The organism is Chryseobacterium sp. L12 (genome assembly GCF_056133985.1).
On the sequence record NZ_JBVYOF010000010.1, the window covers coordinates 57,707 to 77,920 of the forward strand.

Consider the following 20,214-nt stretch of genomic DNA (forward strand, 5'->3'; position numbering starts at 1 on the left):
GAGTTGATTTTCAATATTTTATCGTATTATGTATAATTTAAGCGCCAAAAGAGACTGCAAATTTACATATTTTTTAGTTCTTAAACAAAAAAACCACCTCAAAATGAAGTGGTTAAAATTTACCTGCTAAATTTTATTTATGGTTTCCAGAAAGACCAGACCGTACCATTGAAAACAGCTAACTGTTTATTAAAAGTATCATACACTATCATTCCCGGAGCAGGATTGATAATATTAAGATGAGGACTCGCTACTTTCGGTAAAACCATCGCTTTATTCGTATCTTCCAAAACTAAAATTCCGGGAGTGGAAGTGAGTGTTCCTATCGCAGATTTAGCAAGAGTATTTTCTGTTGCTGAATTTTGTATAAGTACACCATCTACACTTGTTAATGGATCTACTGTAGTACCTTGTGTATTAATACTGAGATCCTTCCATGCAGCATTATATTTTACTTTCACTTTTTTATCAGTAAGATCATACACCATAGTCCCGTTTACTACACCCGTAACTGCTGCTGTAGAAGTAACCCAGGGTAAAACCATTCCACGGTTTCCTGTTTCAAAATCTAAAGATACCGATGGTGATGCAACACTTGCTTTTCCAATAGCTACCTGAGAAAAAACAGATACCGAAAACAAAGCAAACAATATTGTGATTATATTTTTCATTTTAAATTTCTTTTATTATTAATCTGTTTAATTAGTAGGACATGTCTGCGTATTGAAACAGGCCCAGCCTGCAGGAGTACCTGTGGTATTTACCTGTAAACAATCTAGTGTTGTATTGTAAACCATCATTCCTTCTACCAAATCAGCAGCAGGTATTGCTGCAATCTGAGCAGTTGTTAATCTGTTTAACACAAAACCTTTAGTTTTAGATTCTAAAGCAGTCCACGCTCCTTTTCTTACCATCGGCCAATTATTTCCAGACGCACTATTACCAGCTCTGTTTAGAGAAGTGATTCCGTGAGAAGTATCCAACACTGTTCCAGCGGTAACAGCCGGTCTGTAACAAACAGCCTGAGTATCTGTATCTGTAGCCGAGTTATTAGTTGTATTAGTTTCTGTAATATTTGAAGGCGGCGTAATAGTTACAGTATTTACGAGATTTCCGTTAAATGAAAAAGGTATACTCACTACTACGGTATAAGTAACAGTTCCACCAACAGGCAGGTTAACAACATCATTAATTGCGCCTGTTTGCGTTCCGGTAACTGAAGTAGTAGCTCCGCCTGCAACAACCGCCGTATAACTAACATTCGCCGACGGAATTCCTGAAGGCACAGGATCTGAAACGGTAGCACCCAAAACGCCAAACGGACCATTATTCCTCGCTACAATCGTATAAGTAGTGCTGGTTCCGGAAGAATAAGTGGTTACACCATTTGTTTTGGTCACCGCAAGATCAGAGCTGAAAGTAATTGGAGCTGTAACACAATGAGCACCATCATTGGCATTACTGCTCGGAGATCCAGAAATTAAAACTCTTTGTCCATTGGTGATATTAAACTGGTAAAAACCGCCTGCATTATCAGATCCATATAACTCACCTGTACTTGAGCCAAACATAGCTCCGAAAGATATCGCACCTGGCGCAGAACCTATTGGTGTTACAGCACCTGTTGTAGGATTAATAGAAACCAACTGCCCGTTAGTTGAATTTACAGTATATAATAATCCAGTTGTAACATTATAAGCCAAATCAGCAACATTAATACTTGCTGAAAGAGTGATCGTTGTTGCCGTCATAGTATTCAAATTGATACGGTAAATCTGATTATTATCTGAGTTTACTTTCACATAATAATTACCTAAATTATCAATCTCACCAGCATTGAAAGTTGCTACAGGCAGCCCTGTTACAGAACCTAAATTAATAGAAGTACCATCCGTATTAATTACAACAACATTATTTGAATTGAGAACCTGCATACCATATAAACGTCCATCTATCGGGTTCAGTCCTATAGCATTATAATTTACAGAAGCTGTTCCTATTGCTGGATAAGTAAAAGGATTTGTCGTTGTATTCACATTGTATAAAGTAGCCGTCTGAGAAAGGTACATTGCTGTAGTACAGCCAAAAGCATTAGCACACTGAACGTCTTGTATTACAGAATTCTGCGCAGTTCCAATCCCTTGTCCGACGTCGCTTCCTATATCAGCAGCACCTGATGTATTAACCAAGTTCGGAACACCATTGGCATTTATCCCACCATTAGCTGTTGTATTAATACTTCCGTTAGCGTTTATCTGTGACAATGTAACATTTTCATCACCTTCTACTGCATCAAAACAACCGTCTCCATCAGAATCAAGATCTAAATGATTTGGAATACCATCATTATCTGTATCACAGAGAGCAAGAGGTATAGAAATATTATCAAGACTCCAGTCATCCTGAGTGGCATTCATTCTGAATGCCAATGTTGCCGTAGCAGGTCCGGAATAAGGTATATTAATAGTAAAAGTTCGGGTTGTAAATCCTGTTTGTAAAGCTGTAGAAAATGGAGTAAAATCACTTACGGCTCCATTTGCCATGGTTATTGTTACATTATTGGTTCCCACAGTTCTTACCGTACTGTTATTCAAAGTGGCATAAACAACATTGTTAAGCAGAATATCAAGAGAAGCCGTACTCCCCGCTGCATTAGAACCATCCTGAGCTCCTACAGTAAGTGTTAAAGAGACCACCCCATTATAAGGCTTATCCAAATTTGATAATGATTGAGATAATGTTTGGTTTACAGCATTATCAGTAGTATTTTGAGCTGTTCCGCCTGCAGCCACCCAGCCGCCACTGTTTGTCCAACCATTTAAATTAGTAGTAAAAGTACCATTTGTTACCGTATTTGTTTCCGGGCATTCGACAGAGTCTAAAATACCGTCATTATCATCATCAAGATCTAGATCATTAGTTATTCCGTCACCATCAGTATCAGCTTTTACAATTACACTTATAAATGCATTAGAAGATGCACTTGGAGAACTTACACCATTCAGTGTATAATTATCTTGTATTGTATAAGGGATTGTAGCCATACCAACAAAACCAGCTACCGGAGTAAATGTTACTTGTCCGGTCGTCGTATTTACAGACCATGTTCCCTGAGTAGTAACAACCGAGGTCTGCCCACCAGTAAATCTTACAGTATTGGCAACAACACTTCCGTCGGGATCAGTATCATTAGTTGCCACATTTATCGTCACAGGTGTATTCTGAAGAGTAGTTGCATTATCATTTACAGCAATAGGTACAGCATTGATAGCATTTGCCGTAACCGAAACATTTATTGATTCAAAGCTGGATGTAGATGCATTAGAGCCAGGATAAAAGGTTAGAGTTCTTGTAGTTGCAGATGCTATAAAACGAAGTCTTCTTGTAACCCAAGTGTTTCTAGTTGCTACAGTTTGTGTAATATTTACTCTGGAGGCACCTTCTAATTGGTAAGCAAAGGCATCTATAAAAGTAGGACTATAAGCTGGTGCAGTTGCAGATAAAGTGTAGACCAAGACTTCATATTCTCTCCCAACTGTAAGACCAGACATTGTCACTCTTATTGCTTCCTCACCAGCAACAGTTCCTATATCTCTTAAAGTAATAAAGAAGTTATGATTGTTAGGAGGTACTGGTAAAGGGCTTGAGTTCCATGTAGCACCACCGCCTGTTGTTGTGTTAGTTGCAGCAGTAGTACGATTAGATACATCTGGTGTACCAGAAACTGTAGTCCAATTCGCATTGGGCGTACAGTTGGAACAAAGAGTTGTACCTTCTGAAGAGGCTATGGTTTGTGACAAAAGCCACGAGTTCATAAAAAACATTAAAACTAGTAATGTCCTATAAAAATATTTATTTTCCATATATGCTTAAAAGTATTAGAACACCTCATAAATATGAGGTATAAATTATAATATAAAAATTCTACATTCAAGCTAATACAGGTGGTGGTCTCACAGAAAAGACCTCTGAAAAACAACAATCTAATGATTTGTTATTGTAATAATGAAAATCTGTTTTGTGCAGAAAATCTAATGCTATTTTAATAACATAAAATTCTGCAGTACAGCTGATTTTCAGAAGATTATAAGAATAGGAAGTGGTTGCCGAATCTTTAAAGAGATGTGATAGAGAAAGATAATCTTGTGATGAAGGATATTCTTTTAGATTATGAAAATCAAAAGATCTCTTACGTCTTTCAAAATCATCAATTTTCTTTTTAACTTCCTGAAAAGCCAGCTTATCTTTTTTTTCTTTTGCCGCTTTTACATTTTTTTTAAGATCGTATTTCTCTTTTAAAGTATTTTTCTCTGAATTAAATACTATAAATTCTTTATTATTTAAACTATACTCTTTGTAAATATATTTTGAGTGAACTTTTTTGTTGAAATTCTCATCAGACGAATATATCTGCACATCACCGTGAAGTGTAATTTCCTGACTACTCCCAAAACCTTCCTGCGCATTTACAAACAGATTGAAATTGAGAAAAATAGCAAAAAGAATGAACTTCAATCCCGGAAAAGAAATTGTTAGATTTTTATATAAGTTAGTATTTAATAAATGTATTTTCAAAAAGACGTGGTATTTTGCAAAAATAGCAATTATTCTGACAAATAATATGAATTTCAAATTAATATTACAAAAAAAATTGCTTTCAACAATAGAAAGCAATTTATAATTATATTATTCTTAATATATCATTGAATCGGCTCCAATATTTTTAATGATGATGAAGTTCCTGCCATAGTGGTACTCAATACTGCCGTATTTTGTGACTGACCAATCGTTAAAGTACTGCCTATAGGAACATTTCTTTGGGCACATGCAAATTTATAACTGTGAGTCCCTACACTTAAATTGGGTATAGAAGCATTTAAAGTAAGTATTCGATACGAACCTGATGCGCCACTTACAATCCCGGTTCGTGTAAATTTCAGCTGATTATCAATATATATCCCGCAGCCAAACGATCCTGTTGCATCTGTACCGGTAACCTGCGCTACTGTCTGTACAAAAATATTAACAATATTGGACGCCTTAGTAATCTTGAAGCTAGGCTCACCTACTCCAGTAATTTCTAACCATCCTGTAGTAAGCGGCTGATTCTCATCATACGGTACTCCATTAACTCCTGTTCCTGCAAAAGAAACTCCTACAGTAGTTGATTTTAATGATGATCCAGTAAGGACGAATCCATCCAGATAACCATTGGGCAAGTCAAATTTTTTCCAAGTAGGATTAGCTGCTCCATTAGCAGAAATCAAATCCCCTACTGTCCCGGAGCTTCCAACAGCTGAGTTTGTACCTCCCAGGTTGATTTCATTATTTACATTCATCGTTCCGTTAACATCTAAAGTAGACCGTGGTACTGTTGTGCCGACTCCAACATTTCCGTTTTGTGCTAATAGAGCATTCAGATTCATTATCACGGATAAAAACAAAATATTTTTTTTCATTGTAACTACTTATTAAGGATTATACACAGGAACTGTATTGCCTGCATTTGGTTTTTCATACGTTTCTATGACTAAAGAAGATTTAGTCATAAAATCATTCAAATTATTGGCGATATGTTTTCCTATTCCCAATTGACCGGTAAAAGTATTGATATTAGCTCTCTTCTTACATGCAACTCTTGCAGTATGATTTCCTGTAGGCAAATCTTTCACTACAGCAATCAAATCATAAGTGTAAAAAGGGGTTACAGCAGCTCCTGGCTGATTAAGGGTGTACACACGAATTCCTTTAAGTAAATCATCTACAAAAATACCACACGAGAAATCTGCAGCTGTAAACTGATTTGCAGATTCTAGATGGGCAATCGTTTCAAATGTTAATATAGATATATTTTGTGTATTATCTATTTGAAAACTACGCTGAAGTTCTGTAATCTCAGTCCCGGCAAAACTTGCGAAAGTTTGATTCAAAGTATGTAATTGAAATCCTGAGCCAGCAGTATTAGCTGCGAAAATAATTCCGTTGCGTGTTTCACTAGCCTCATTATTAAAAATTGTATATAAAAAAGGATCAAAATCTGGTCTTCTTATAACTTTCCAAACAGGAGGGTTATTGGCTCCCTGAGAAACCAGAACCGAACCCACATCACCCAACAATCCGTTTACGCTGTCAGAACCGCCCAGATAAATTCTGTTTCTTATGCTTAAATTACCCTGCACATCTAATCTTGCTCTTGGTGTTTCGGTATTGATGCCTACTTGAGAAAAAGCAAGACCATTTATGAAAATCATTGCAAGAACAACTATATATTTATTAAAAATCATCATTTGTCTAATATATTATTTTAACCTGTTCACTGACATCAAACTTCAATATTGATCTCAGCATAAAATTATTTACTGTCTGTGTACCATCTGTAGTAGTTCTACCGATTGCAAAGTGATACCCAGTTGCACTTGAGGTAATTCTTCTGCAAGCCACTTTTACCGTGTGAGGTCCCGCTGAAAGATTGTTTACAGTATAGCTTAATGTAAAAATTGACTGATTTTTTGCCCCTTTGTTGTTTATCGCATTAATTTGGTCTGCTCTGATCGCTCTCAGCTGATCATCTATAAAGATTCCACAGGCAAAACGCACAAACGCACCTGTAGTTGTCCCTACATTAGACATCTCCAAACCTGTCTGAAATAAAAAATTAGTTCGGTTCAATGTATTTTTAATCGTGAAGCTTGAAGCTAAGTTTGGTATTGGGCTCCACACAGGATTAGAGGAAGTAATACTTTCTCCAAACGGACTGGTTGCTATACCGTCACCTGTACTTGTATTACCAAAGTTAATTCCGATTTCATCAGTAGTTGCATTAGATTCAGTAATTCTATATTCATCCTGTTCAAAAAAACCAAGTTTGGAAGTTTTCCATTCCGGAGTTACATTATCTCCTTGCGAAACTAGTATTTGATTATTTGTTCCCGGGTTACCGTTTGTCGTTTTTGTTCCCCCCACCCTAAGCTCATTTCTTAAGGTAATATCTCCATTCACATCAAGCGTAGACTGTGGCGCCGTAGTATTTATTCCTACTTGAGCAAATGAAATAACACCGGCAAACAATGCCGATATCATTATGCATTTAAATTCCATAATATTAAATTAATTGATAAATAAAAATTGAATTGGTTATTCAGTTTTTGTTGGTTTAAGATTGCTTTAGCAATCAAGCACTTGCATAGGTGGAGGTCTTACAGAATAAAATGTGGAATAATGATAAGTAGAATATACACTTTTATAAAGTGCGTATTTCTGACTGTAAACAAATTCTAAGCTTACGTTTATTTTCTCTGTGAACTTAAGAAAATATTTTAGAAAATTATATGTAGACGTTTCGTGTACAAACGAAGTATTAATACTTTTACCGGTGTTCAGATGCTCATCAGAAGGCACGTTATTAAACTTATAACTAATAACTTTCCTTTTTTTAAGATAAATTTTAGTTTTAGCTAAAAGCTTTTCTTCTGTTTTTGTTTCTGTCGCTATTACTTTTCTATGATCTTTATCTGAAATTTCTTTGTTAGATTGTTCGCCTTTAACAATTAGTCGGGTTTTATCAGCAGAAATTGTAAGACTGATTTCGGATTTATTTACCGTTATGGTTTTATCAGTAATCTGTTGAGTAAAATCAGGATCTCCCGAATATATAAAAGCTCCCTCTGATACATATATCTGACTTTGCTGAGGTTCATCAACATTTTGGGCTAATGCGTTGTTGAGGAAAGAAACAAACAACAATAAAAATAAAGACAAATATTTTACATTTTTGTCTTTACCATATTGATTTGACTTCTTGCCTAAAAAAGCTGCAGCGATGATATTGTATTTTTTTTGCAAAGATACAAAACAATATTTACAGTATTACAGCATAAACACTTTACAAAATTCATATTATCAATCATGATAATTTCATTTAATTCTACTGATAAAATAAAAAAAGCTGCTCCTATATGGAACAGCTTCAAATATTGTAAGAAAATGAATTACTTCAATTCTACTTCAGCACCAGCTTCTTCTAATTGCTTCTTAAGAGCTTCAGCTTCGTCTTTAGAGATACCAGTCTTGATTGGAGCAGGAGCACCATCTACGATATCTTTAGCTTCTTTAAGACCAGCACCAGTTAAATCTTTTACCAATTTAACGATCGCTAATTTAGAAGCACCTGCAGACTTAAGAATTACGTCGAATTCTGTTTTTTCTTCAGCAGCTTCACCTGCACCACCACCTGCAACAACTACTGCAGCAGCAGCTGGCTCAATTCCGTACTCATCCTTAAGGATAGCAGCTAATTCATTTACGTCTTTTACTGTTAAGTTTACTAGCGTTTCAGCTAAATTTTTTAAATCTGACATTGTTGTAATGTTTTTGTTGATTATTTATTTAATTTTTTGAGTGTAATTATTCAGCAGCTGGAGCTTCTCCTTCAGCAGCCGGAGTTTCAGTAGCAGGAGCCTCTTCTGCCGCAGGTGCAGCTTCTTCAGCTTTAGCTTCTACTGTCTCAGGTTTGTTTTGAAGAGCAGAAACAACTCTTTGGATTGGAGACTGAAGTAATCCGATGATTTCTCCGATCATTTCCTCTCTAGACTTGATGTTTGCCAACATCTCTAGGTTGTTGTCACCAACATAGAAGGTTTCCTGTACAAAAGCGGACTTCAATGCAGGCTTCTCTTCCTTTTTTCTAAAGTCTTTGATTAATTTTGCCGGAGCATTAGCTGTTTCAGCAATCATTAATGCAGAGTTACCTTTGAAAGTCTGGAACATTTCAGAATAATCAACTCCTTCAATCTGTTCCATTGCTTTTTGCAAAAGTGTATTTTTCACCACTTTTACTTTAATATTTTGCTTGAAAGCCTGTCTTCTGAAGTCAGAAGATTTAGCAGCGTTCAAACCATCTAGATCTGCTACATAAACTACTTTAGCATCCTGAAGCAAATCTTTGATCTCTTGTATTGCTACAACTTTTTGGTCTTTTGTCATTGTCTTAAGGATTATAATTAGTTAACAGATTTAGTATCAATTGCAATACCCGGACTCATAGTAGAAGAAAGGTAGATAGACTTCACATAAGTACCTTTAGCAGCAGTTGGCTTCATTTTGATCAAAGTAGAAATTAATTCCTGAGCATTCTCCTTGATTTTAGCAGCATCAAAAGACACTTTACCAATACCAGCGTGGATAATACCGTATTTATCTACTTTAAAGTCAATTTTACCCGCTTTTACTTCAGTTACTGCTTTACCAATTTCCATTGTTACAGTACCCGATTTTGGGTTAGGCATCAAACCTCTTGGTCCTAATACTCTACCCAATGGTCCTAATTTACCCATAACAGCCGGCATCGTAACAATAACGTCTACATCTGTCCAGCCATCTTTTATTTTTTGTAAATATTCGTCAAGACCTACATAGTCTGCACCAGCTTCTTTAGCCTCAGCTTCTTTATCCGGAGTTACTAAAGCCAATACTTTAACATCTTTACCAGTTCCGTGAGGAAGAGATACAACACCTCTTACCATTTGGTTTGCTTTTCTTGGATCTACACCCAATCTTACTGCGATATCAACAGAAGCATCAAACTTTGCAGTGTTCACCTCTTTTACAAGAGCAGAACCTTCTTCAAGGTTATAGATTCTTCCTTTTTCTACTTTGCTTAAAGCTTCCTTTTGCTTTTTAGTCAATTTTGCCATTTCTCTAAGTATTAAGCGTTAAAAGTTGGTTTAGTTCCTGTTACTCTTAATCCCATAGATCTAGCAGTACCTGCAACCATAGAAACTGCAGAATCCAAAGTAAAACAGTTAAGATCCGTCATCTTGTCCTCAGCGATCTTTTGAACCTGAGCCCAAGATACAGCACCTACTTTGTTTCTGTTTGGTTCTCCGGAACCACCTTTGATTTTAGCCGCATCCATCAACTGGATTGCTGCAGGAGGAGTTTTGATTACGAATTCAAAAGATTTGTCTTCATATACTGTAATTACTACAGGTAAAACTTGTCCTGGCTTATCTTGAGTTCTTCCGTTAAATTGCTTACAAAACTCCATGATGTTCACACCTGCAGAACCCAAAGCCGGACCTACTGGTGGAGAAGGGTTAGCAGCGCCACCTTTCACCTGAAGTTTTACCATTTTAAAGACTTTTTTAGCCATTTTTTATTTTTTAAATTTGAATAATTAATGAGTTTGGAAGCATTTATTATTCAGTAGGTTACCTACTCACATACAGCAATCCTACTTTCGGACTGCAAAATTATGAAAAATATTTTGAATAGCAAATACTTAATGAATTAAAATCAGGAAAATTAATAATTCAAACTGCTAAAAAAGATAAATTAAAAATAAAAGCCACTTATTTTACAATAAGTGGCTTTCAATATTCTATAAATATAATCTATACTTTCTCTACCTGCATATAGCTTAACTCCATTGGAGTTTTTCTTCCGAAGATTAGAACTGATACTTCAATTTTCTTTTTATCCTCAAGAATTTTTTCAACTGTTCCGTTGAAGCCATTGAAAGGTCCGTCGATTACTTTTACATTTTCACCAACAATAAAAGGAATTTCTGCATCAGTGGCAAATTCTGAAAGCTCATCCATTCTGCCAAGCATTCTGTTAACCTCTGATTTCCTCATAGGAACAGGATCTCCTCCCTTGGTAAGGCTCAAAAATGAAATAACTCCCGGAATATTTTTAATAACGTGAGGAATCTCACCCATTAAATCAGCCTCAATCATTAGATAACCAGGATAATATGGTCTTTCTTTAGGTACTTTTTTCCCATTTCTAAGCTGAATAACCTTTTCCATAGGAATCACTACCTGAGTAACATACTGCTCAAAACCCAAACGTTTGATTTCTGTCTCAATGTAGTTTTTCACTTTATTTTCCTGTCCGCTGATTGCTTTCAGCACATACCATTTCAATTCGCTCATTATGGAAAATATCTTTTATTAGTTGAAGCTGTTGATTAGTATTCCTATAATGTTGCTGATTGCTTTGGAAAACAATTCATCAACTCCAAAAGTAAAAAGCGATAAAATTACAGTCGCTACAGTTACTACAATGGTAGAAGACTGTAAATCTGCCCATTTTGGCCATTCTACTTTATGTCTGAATTCGTTATAAGAACCTTTTAAAAAATCGACAAATGAACTCATAATTTATATTTGCACGGGCACAAGGATTCGAACCCTGATCAACGGTGTTGGAGACCGGTATCCTACCATTGGACGATGCCCGTAGATTAAAAAGTTCCGTAAGCTTCCTTACGGAACTTTGTTATATTAAGATGATTAGTCTAAGATTTCAGTAACCTGACCAGAACCAACTGTTCTACCTCCTTCTCTGATCGCAAATCTAAGACCTACGTTAAGAGCGATTGGCTGTAACAATTCTACAGAGATTTCTAAGTTATCACCAGGCATTACCATTTCTACACCTTCTGGTAAGAAGATCTCACCTGTAACGTCAGTTGTTCTTACATAGAACTGAGGACGGTATTTGTTATGGAATGGAGTGTGACGTCCACCTTCTTCTTTAGAAAGGATATATACAGAAGCCTTGAATTTTTTGTGTGGCTTCACAGAATCTTTCTTAGCGATAACCATACCTCTCTTGATGTCAGTTTTTTCAATACCTCTCAACAATAGACCTACGTTATCACCAGCTTCACCTCTGTCTAGGATTTTTCTGAACATTTCAACCCCTGTAATTGTAGAAGTTAATTTTTCATCACCCATACCAACGATATCTACAGGATCACCTGTATTGATAATACCAGCTTCGATTCTACCAGTTGCTACAGTACCTCTACCTGTAATAGAGAATACGTCTTCAATTGGCATCAAGAATGGCTTATCAGTATCTCTTACCGGCTCTTCGATCCAAGTATCAACAGCATCCATTAAAGCTTCAACGCTCTTGAACCACTGATCTTCAGTGTTAACAGGGCTAGAAGTAGCAGCTGTAAGTGCACCTAATGCAGAACCTTGAATAACCGGAGAGTTATCACCGTCGAAATCATAAGTAGACAATAGGTCTCTCAATTCCATTTCAACTAGTTCTAATAATTCAGCATCGTCTACCATGTCAACTTTGTTCATGAAAACAACAATTCTAGGTACGTTTACCTGACGACAAAGCAAGATGTGCTCTCTAGTCTGAGGCATTGGTCCGTCAGTAGCAGCACACACAACGATTGCACCATCCATCTGAGCAGCACCAGTTACCATGTTCTTTACATAATCTGCGTGACCTGGGCAGTCAACGTGAGCATAGTGTCTTTTTTCAGTTTCGTACTCGATGTGAGCAGTATTAATAGTGATACCTCTTTCTTTTTCTTCAGGAGCAGAGTCAATAGCAGAGAAGTCTTTTTTCTCAGCAAGACCTTTGCTCGCTAGTACAGCAGAAATAGCTGCAGTAAGTGTAGTTTTACCATGGTCAACGTGACCAATAGTACCAATGTTCAAGTGTGGTTTGTTACGATTAAACGTTTCCTTTGCCATGATTTAAATTATTTATTTATTGTTTTATTCAAATTTTCGGTGTGCAAATATAATGAATTTTTATATACCAAAATCTTTTTATCAAAAAAAGTTTAAATATTCAAACCCAGTAAAGTCACAAACCTCATCATTCCGTAAACAGAAGTGCAAATTTAAACAAAAATTTGATAAAAAAAAATTGCATTTTGAAAATCCAAGTCAATTTTTCTTTCGTAAATGACCATACAACCTTAAAATTAAATTATTATGAGAAAACTTTTTTACTCTTCAATTGTGGCATTTGCCTTAGTCTCGGTAGTATCTTGTGATGATGACAACGGAATGACCGAAGAACCTATGATGAACGTGATGAAACCTGATGTAATGGTTTATGGATTGACCGGCAATAATCAGCTGGTTTCGTTCAATGCCAATAATTCTGCCGCTTTTACTTCTACAAAAACTATTTCGGGAATTCCGTCAGGAGAAAAATTATTAAGTATTGACTTCAGACCTGCTACCGGCGAGCTTTATGCGGTATCAGATGCCAGTAGGTTTTACATTATCAATACATCTACGGGTGCTTCAAGAGCTGTAAGCAATAACGCATTCAGCCCTATGATTTCGGGAGCTGTAGCTTCCATTGACTTTAATCCTACTGTTGACAGAATAAGACTGGTTACCAACACCGGGCAAAATCTCAGACTCAATCCCGAAACAGGTGCGGTAGCTGCAACAGATACAAGTATTGCCACATCTTCTTCCATAATGGGAGTTGCTTATACCAATAGTGTATCCGGAGCAGCTTCCACTATTCTTTATGATTTGGATGTAACTTCAGGAAAATTATTCAAACAAGATCCTCCTAACAATGGCGTCTTGGTAGAAGTAGGAAGTTTAGGCATCACTTTTACAGGACAGGCAGCCTTTGACATTAATCCAGATAATAAAATTGCATTAATGGCAGCCACAACCGGAACTCAGAATAATCTGTACACTTTGGATCTAAATAACGGAAAAGCAACCGCCATAGGATCACTTTCGGAGAAAATTATCGATCTGGCAATTCCGACGAACCCTGTCGCTTATGCCGTAGATAACTCCAACGCTCTTCAGATTTTTAACCCTAATAATCCACAGCCTGTATCTAAGGCAATAACAGGATTGCAGACCGGAGAAAATATTGTTGGTATTGATTTCAGACCTACCAACGGACAGCTGTATGCAATGGGAAGCACAAGCAGAATGTACACAATCAACCTGGGGACAGGGGCTGCAACGCAAGTGGGAGTACAATTTCCGACACTTTTATCGGGTACTCAGTTTGGTTTTGATTTTAATCCTACCGTTGACAGAATTAGAGTAGTAAGCAATACCGGACAAAATTTAAGACTCAATCCGAATGACGGAACTATTTCTGCGGTAGACGGAATGATTAATCCCGGAACTCCTTCTCTAGGAGCAGCGGCGTATACCAATAATTTTGCAGGAGCCACTTCTACCATGCTTTTTGTAATTGATACCAATACAGACAAAGTATATCTGCAGGATCCGCCAAATAACGGAACATTGGTAGAAAGAGGAGCCTTGGGAATCAATATTGACGGAGCTAACGGCTTTGACATCGGTAGTATGAGCCAGAAAGCATATTTGGTCGCTACTGTTGGAACTACCACAAATATTTATACTATTAACACAACCACAGGTGCAGCCACATCGCTGTCATCATATCCTAATGCTGTAAGAGGATTTGCAGTAGGATTAGGTTTTTAATTTCAGCAGACACAAATTTATCATAGCAGAGGCGCAGTTAGATTTCTACTGCGCCTCAATTGCTTTAAACATAATTACCTAGACTTTTTATCTTAAAAGAGTTTATAAATGCAATATACTATCATCGCAGATTCTATATTAACTCAGATCTTTTACTTCTGTTGAATATCCAAAAGATTATTGGAAAAATGAGTAGTGTGAGGACTGTAGCCGTAATTAATCCACCAATAATGACAATTGCCAAAGGTTTTTGAGATTCTGAGCCAATTCCTGTAGATAATGCAGCAGGCAGCAAACCGATAGAAGCCATCAAAGCAGTCATAATAACAGGTCTGGTTCGGGATTTTACTCCATTTAATATGGAATCATCCAATGAAAGACCTTTTTTGAAATTCTGGTGAAATTCCGTAATGAGAATAACACCGTTTTGGATACAGATTCCCAGTAAGGCGATCATTCCCACCCCTGCAGAAATTCCGAAATTCATATTGGTGACATGCAAAGCAATGATCCCGCCGATTAATGCAAAAGGTACATTTGCCAAAACTAAAAGAGAATCTTTCATATTTCCGAAAAGAATAAAAAGAAGAAAAAATATTCCCATAATACTGATCGGAACAACCTGCGTCAGTCTTTTCGTTGCTCTCTGCTGATTTTCAAACTGACCGGTCCATCCTATCTTATATCCTTCCGGCAAATTGATTTTTGAAACTTCTTTTTGTGCATCGGCAATCGTTCCGCCCAAATCACGATCACGGATAGAAAATTTCACCCCGATATAACGCTTGATATCATCACGATAAATGAATGCAGCGCCATTATTTTTCACAATACTTGCTACTTCTTTCAAAGGTATCATCGCGCCGTCTTGCGTAGGAATCATCAGCGAAGCAATATCATTTTCATCTTTCCGATATTCCTGAGAATAACGAAGCCGAATCGGGAATTTTCTTTCGCCATCATACATTTCAGAAGCTGTTTTCCCTCCAAAAGCCATTTCCAGAACAGTCTGCGCATCTTCTGGCATAACTCCGTAAGCTGCCATTTTGTTTCTGTCCCAAACCACGTTTACTTCCGGCTGCCCAATATTTTTGATAATTCCCGCATCACGTACTCCATCTACATCTTTTATTGATTTTAAAACTTTTTCGGCTAAATCATCTAAAGTCTGAAGATTATCACCATAAATTTTAATCCCATTTTCTGCTTTAAAACCTGCGACTGCTTCTGCTACGTTATCTGAAATCGGCTGTGAATAATTGAAAATTATTCCCTGATAATTTCTCAGTTTTTTATCTATTTCTTCAATCAGCTGATCGTAACTGATTTTACGTTTCCACTCATCTTTCGGCTTTAAATTTACTGCAAACTGCACAAATCCGAATCCGTTCGGATCAGTTCCGTCGTTACTTCGTCCGGTTTGCGCCAAAACATCGGTCACCTCAGGAACGTTCATAATATCTTTCTTCAGAATATCAGCTGTTTTCAGAGATTCTTTTAATGAAGAACTCATCGGCATTTCGGCTGTAATCCAAAGCGAACCTTCATTAAGCTGCGGTAAAAATTCTGTTCCTAAAAATTTTGCTGAAAAAAGACTTATTGCCATACAAGAAATAGCTACCAGCAAACTAATTTTTTTATTCCTGAAAGTAAACTTAAATCCATTCAGAACAATTCTGTCCCAGAAATTAACAAATGGATTGTTTTTTTCTCTTACATTTTTATTCAAAAGCAAATGAGTAAGAACAGGAACTAAAGTGAGCGTAAAAATAAGGGCTCCCATTAATGCAAAACCAAGTGTAAAAGCTAATGGAGAAAACATTTTTCCTTCTACTTTCTGAAAAGAGAAAATCGGGATCAGAGAGGTAATGATAATCAGCTTAGAAAAGAAAATTGCTTTTCCCAAGCCAGTTCCGGTCTGCTTGATCCAGCCTGCTTTGGCTAATTTATTGAATCGTTCGTGACCATATTTTTTGGCTTTATGATCCAGCATTACAAAAATACCTTCTACCATGACGACGGCTCCGTCTATGATAATCCCAAAATCTACTGCTCCAAGCGATAATAGATTGGCACTCATCCCTGCCATTTTCAGGCATAAAAACGCAAAAAGCAGAGACAGCGGAATGATGATGGAAACAATCAGTGTAGTACGCCAGTCTGCCATAAAAATCAAGACAATGACTGTTACAAGAATAATTCCTTCCAGAAGATTGTGCATTACGGTTTCTGTAGTAAAATCCATCAGATTGTCACGATCATAGAAAGTAACCATTTTGACATCTTTGGGAAAAATTTTTTCGTTGAGCTCCTGAATTTTAGCTTTTACACCCACCAAAACTTCACGCGGGTTTTCACCTTTTCTCATCACCACAATCCCTTCTACAGTATCATCATGTTTATTGAGACCTGCCTGTCCTACTCTTGGCAATGAACTTTCGTGGACTTCTGCCACATTTTTAACCAAAATAGGATTTCCGTTGTCATTATGAATAGTTATATTGGCAATATCATCAACAGACTGCACCAAACCAATACCTCTCACCACATAAGCCTGACCGTTTTTTTCAATAATATCTCCTCCTACATTCAGGTTGCTTTTGGTAACCGCTTCGTATACTTCAAGGGGTGTCAAACCATATTTATCCAACGCTCTCGGATCTGTACTCAATTCAAAAACTTTTTCCTGACCACCAAAAACATTGATATCGGCAACTCCCGGAACTCCACGAAGTGCTCTGTCTATCACCCAGTTTTGTAAGGTTAAAAGCTCACGGGAATCTTTAGTTTTGCTTTCTAAAGTATATCTGAAAATCTCACCGGTAGGTCCGTAAGGAGGCTGCACTTCAGGGTCAATTCCTTCGGGAAGACTCACATTTCTGAGTTGATTATTAACCATATTCCGGGCAAACATATCATCAACCCCATCATCAAAAAGTATTTTAACAATCGAAAGCCCAAACATCGTATTGCTTCTTACGCTTGTTTTTTTCTGAACCGGACTCATTGCAAGTTCTATAGGTGTTGTTACAAAACGTTCTACTTCTTCCGCACTTCTCCCCTCCCATTGTGTAATAATCACAATCTGCGTATTGGTAACATCAGGAAAAGCCTCAATCGGCATATTTTTGAAGCTTATAAATCCCGCAATCGCCAAAATCCCTACCCAAACGAAAGTAAAAGCTTTATTTTTGAGTGAGAACGCGATGATATTTTTGATAAATTTATTCATTTGAACAGATGTTTAGATATTAGGTTTAGCTTTATTTCTAATCCCTAATGTTTAATTGTATCTAAAGAATTTAAAAAGAATTTAAAAACCATTAAGAACAATGAAGTTTAAAACTGAATTAAGAAACATCGAATTGATGCTTGTGGTTTATAAAATAGGTTAATTCTCAATTGTTTACTGCTTTCTGTATCTTAATGGCTAAAGAATTAATTTTTTAATGAACGATAAATCAGCAACTGATTATTGGTAATTACGTTTTCACCTTCTTGAAGACCTTCAGAAATGTATGTGAAGTCTCCCTCTTGCTTCAGCACCTGAATCTCCTTGATCTTCACATCAGTTCTTGATTTGAAAACAACAACATAACTTCTGTCATCATCAAAAATGACTGCCTTTGAGGGAACAGAAAGAGCTGTTTTATTTTCAGACTTTAAAACTTTAATGGTTGCTTTGCTATCGGGAATCAACAATCCGTTGGCATTATCCAAAACCACTCTTGCCTGCATTGCGTTGGTTTCAGGATTAATGATTTTAAATATTTTGTCAATTTTACCGGTGAAAATTTTGTCAGGATAAGAAAGAGTGGAAACCTGAGCCAGCATTCCCAGACTTATTTTATCAATGTCAGATTCATTCACATTCATAATTGCCCAGACATTGGTGGTATTGGCTACGTCAAAAATATTTTCGCTGCGGTCACTTCTCAGCTGCATATCTTTATTAATATCTTTATGTACAATATAACCACTGATAGGCGACAAAACACTGTAAATGTTTCCATTTCTTACATTGTAAACCGTGCTTACAGCACTTGCTCGCTGTAATTGATCTTCTGCTTTCTGCAGCTGACTTCTAGCCTCAAGAACCTCCCTCTCTGTGGTGAGTTTTCCCTCATACATTTCTTTTGCGACTCTGAGATTGTTTTTAGCTACAATTAAATCAGTTTTAGCATCGCTTATCTCTTTCTGAATTTCAGCCAATTCTGTACTTCTTATCGTTGCGAGAACCTGCCCTTTTTTCACATAATCTCCAAGCTCAACATTCACGCTCATCACATTTCCGCCCACCAAAGGAAAAACATCAATATAAGAATTGGCATCTGCAGCAATTTTACCATAGAAGCTGTAATAATCTTCAATCACTCGGGTTTCTGCTTTTACAGTCGAAATAGATTCCAGCATGGTGTTGCTCAGTTCAAAACCTTTTGGTTCTGGAGTTTTTGCAATTTCTGGCTTAGAGCATGACCATAAAAGCAATGCTGAAAATATAGTTGTAATTATCTTTTTCATTATAGAATTTTTTAAACTAAAGAAGCGCAATGATTTTTAAATAACTTGTTTTAATATTGCAGATGTTTTTGTCCTGACTAAAATTATTTTAATAGAAGATTTTAGTCTGTACCAATTGTTTGAGTCTTTCAGCAGACCGGATCAGCTCATTCTTCATATCATAAATCTGAAGCGCAGTTTGTCGGTAACTTTCCATAAAATCTGTAAATTCAATCAGACTGATATTTCCATTTCTGAAATTTTTAAGCATTCCGTTATACACCAGATCAAGATTGTCTAGATCAGTTGATTTTATTTCAGCTAGCTGCTCATATTGGTTTTTCCACGCCAGAAATGCAGATTGCACCTTAGTTTCAAGATCCAGTTTCTGAAATTCTGCATTTTTCTGATTCTGTTTTATCGCAAAATTGGCTCTTTCAACATTTCCTCTGTTGCTTTTCCAAAGAGGTAAAGGAATTCCTACTTTCAGATTGATTTCATTATTAAAAGTTCCGGAAGCCTGATCGTATTCTGCTCCCACAGTGAGATCGGGAACATTCATTGATTTCTGCCACAAAGCATAAAGTTTGGCATTTTCAATAAGCTTCAGACCAAATAAATAGTCCGCATTATTTTCCAATGCCTTTCTTTTGAGCTCATCTTCGTCTCCGAATGGTTGCGAAGCAAGTATTTCTTTTACTTCATTATCTGAAATTTGCGGATCTATTCCTTCTGTAATTCCGGTAAGGACTTTTAGGTTCTGATCAAATTCAAGAATATTTTTATTGATTTCAACTTTATCATTATTAAGCTGAATCACAATACTCTGCAGACGAACCTCATCTTTCAGCGAAACATTTCCTTTTGCTGACTGGATTTTATAAGCTTTCAGAAGATCATTCATATAACCCAGCTGCTTATTGATGCTTTCAAGCTTAAGTTTTTCGTAATAAAGGTTATAATAATTGGTATGAAGCTGGGTTCTAAGCTCTATTAAAAGTTGTGCAAACTGAAGTTGCGCAAGTTCTTTGTTGGATTTTGCGAAAGCAACTTCATTTTTCTTTTTTCCACCCATATAAATCAGCTGGGTAACTTCTAAACCTTTAGCTCTTCCTGCATCCAGAAATCTTCGTCCTTCGGGATTGTAACCATTAATGTAGCCATTTACCTGAGGTAGTTCCCAGATTTTCGCCTGCAGAATATCTGCATCAGCCATATTGATGCTGTATTGCTCGGCAAGAAGCTGTAGATTGTTTTGCTGAAAAGCATTTTCGCAATCTAAAAGTGACATTTGCTGCTGCGCCGAAATAATTGAAGAAATTATCACAAACAGCCCTGCAATTTTGTTCATTCTCTCTATTTTGAAGCAAAAATGAGGCTGTCTGATTAAAACGAACTTAAAGGCTGCTTAAAAAAAAATTAAATTATATTATAAAGCACAGAATGATGAAAAATG

18 protein-coding genes and 1 tRNA gene are annotated in these 20,214 nt (G+C 36.6%); 1 reads left to right on the top strand and 18 read right to left on the bottom strand.

The window, feature by feature from the left end; all coding sequences use genetic code 11:
* Positions 1-137 precede the first annotated feature (137 nt).
* From AC0NBN_RS05820 to tuf, 15 genes are all read right to left on the bottom strand, one after another.
* Positions 138-671: a hypothetical protein gene (locus AC0NBN_RS05820; RefSeq protein WP_160813807.1), complete on the bottom strand. Its 534-nt coding sequence runs from the start codon at positions 669-671 to the stop codon at positions 138-140.
* Positions 672-698: 27 nt separating this feature from the next.
* Positions 699-3,863: a DUF6923 family protein gene (locus AC0NBN_RS05825; protein ID WP_160813806.1), complete on the bottom strand. Its 3,165-nt coding sequence runs from the start codon at positions 3,861-3,863 to the stop codon at positions 699-701.
* 67 nt (positions 3,864-3,930) lie between these two features.
* On the bottom strand, positions 3,931-4,515 hold the full coding sequence (locus tag AC0NBN_RS05830; RefSeq protein WP_160813805.1) for a hypothetical protein: 585 nt from the start codon (positions 4,513-4,515) through the stop codon (positions 3,931-3,933).
* Between the two features lie 185 nt (positions 4,516-4,700).
* On the bottom strand, positions 4,701-5,459 hold the full coding sequence (locus tag AC0NBN_RS05835) for a hypothetical protein (protein ID WP_160813804.1): 759 nt from the start codon (positions 5,457-5,459) through the stop codon (positions 4,701-4,703).
* 12 nt (positions 5,460-5,471) lie between these two features.
* Positions 5,472-6,287, bottom strand: a complete 816-nt coding sequence (locus tag AC0NBN_RS05840; RefSeq protein ID WP_160813803.1) for a hypothetical protein — start codon at positions 6,285-6,287, stop codon at positions 5,472-5,474.
* A 4-nt stretch (positions 6,288-6,291) separates the two neighbouring features.
* Positions 6,292-7,080 carry a hypothetical protein gene (locus AC0NBN_RS05845; protein ID WP_160813802.1) on the bottom strand — a complete coding sequence of 263 codons (789 nt, stop codon included), beginning with the start codon at positions 7,078-7,080 and terminating at the stop codon, positions 6,292-6,294.
* Between the two features lie 84 nt (positions 7,081-7,164).
* Complete coding sequence (locus tag AC0NBN_RS05850; RefSeq protein ID WP_160813801.1) at positions 7,165-7,842, bottom strand: hypothetical protein; 678 nt, start codon at positions 7,840-7,842, stop codon at positions 7,165-7,167.
* A gap of 146 nt (positions 7,843-7,988) precedes the next feature.
* Entirely contained in the window at positions 7,989-8,357 is a 369-nt protein-coding gene (gene rplL / locus AC0NBN_RS05855; protein ID WP_143884219.1) for a 50S ribosomal protein L7/L12, read from the bottom strand.
* A 46-nt stretch (positions 8,358-8,403) separates the two neighbouring features.
* Positions 8,404-8,982 carry a 50S ribosomal protein L10 gene (gene rplJ / locus AC0NBN_RS05860; protein WP_160813800.1) on the bottom strand — a complete coding sequence of 193 codons (579 nt, stop codon included), beginning with the start codon at positions 8,980-8,982 and terminating at the stop codon, positions 8,404-8,406.
* A 17-nt stretch (positions 8,983-8,999) separates the two neighbouring features.
* Entirely contained in the window at positions 9,000-9,692 is a 693-nt protein-coding gene (gene rplA / locus AC0NBN_RS05865; RefSeq protein WP_027380917.1) for a 50S ribosomal protein L1, read from the bottom strand.
* Between the two features lie 11 nt (positions 9,693-9,703).
* A complete protein-coding gene (gene rplK, locus AC0NBN_RS05870; RefSeq protein ID WP_072955489.1) occupies positions 9,704-10,150 on the bottom strand; it encodes a 50S ribosomal protein L11 in 447 nt (148 codons plus the stop codon).
* Positions 10,151-10,391: 241 nt separating this feature from the next.
* A complete protein-coding gene (nusG, locus tag AC0NBN_RS05875) occupies positions 10,392-10,934 on the bottom strand; it encodes a transcription termination/antitermination protein NusG (protein ID WP_089745511.1) in 543 nt (180 codons plus the stop codon).
* Positions 10,935-10,952: 18 nt separating this feature from the next.
* Positions 10,953-11,159 (bottom strand): preprotein translocase subunit SecE, encoded by a 207-nt coding sequence (gene secE, locus AC0NBN_RS05880; protein WP_089745513.1) that lies wholly within the window; start codon positions 11,157-11,159, stop codon positions 10,953-10,955.
* 12 nt (positions 11,160-11,171) lie between these two features.
* A tRNA-Trp gene (locus tag AC0NBN_RS05885) sits at positions 11,172-11,242 on the bottom strand.
* 52 nt (positions 11,243-11,294) lie between these two features.
* Complete coding sequence (gene tuf, locus AC0NBN_RS05890) at positions 11,295-12,506, bottom strand: elongation factor Tu (RefSeq protein WP_089745515.1); 1,212 nt, start codon at positions 12,504-12,506, stop codon at positions 11,295-11,297.
* A gap of 246 nt (positions 12,507-12,752) precedes the next feature.
* On the opposite strand from tuf, the gene AC0NBN_RS05895 reads away from it, so the two are divergent.
* Positions 12,753-14,258 carry a DUF4394 domain-containing protein gene (locus AC0NBN_RS05895; protein WP_160813799.1) on the top strand — a complete coding sequence of 502 codons (1,506 nt, stop codon included), beginning with the start codon at positions 12,753-12,755 and terminating at the stop codon, positions 14,256-14,258.
* A gap of 133 nt (positions 14,259-14,391) precedes the next feature.
* On the opposite strand, the gene AC0NBN_RS05900 is transcribed toward AC0NBN_RS05895, so the two are convergent.
* The 3 genes from AC0NBN_RS05900 to AC0NBN_RS05910 form a co-directional block, all read right to left on the bottom strand.
* Positions 14,392-17,490, bottom strand: coding sequence for a CusA/CzcA family heavy metal efflux RND transporter (locus AC0NBN_RS05900; protein WP_160813798.1), 3,099 nt, complete (start codon positions 17,488-17,490; stop codon positions 14,392-14,394).
* A 206-nt stretch (positions 17,491-17,696) separates the two neighbouring features.
* Positions 17,697-18,779 carry an efflux RND transporter periplasmic adaptor subunit gene (locus AC0NBN_RS05905; RefSeq protein ID WP_160813797.1) on the bottom strand — a complete coding sequence of 361 codons (1,083 nt, stop codon included), beginning with the start codon at positions 18,777-18,779 and terminating at the stop codon, positions 17,697-17,699.
* 88 nt (positions 18,780-18,867) lie between these two features.
* A complete protein-coding gene (locus AC0NBN_RS05910; protein ID WP_143884225.1) occupies positions 18,868-20,109 on the bottom strand; it encodes a TolC family protein in 1,242 nt (413 codons plus the stop codon).
* Between the last annotated feature and the right edge of the window lie 105 nt (positions 20,110-20,214).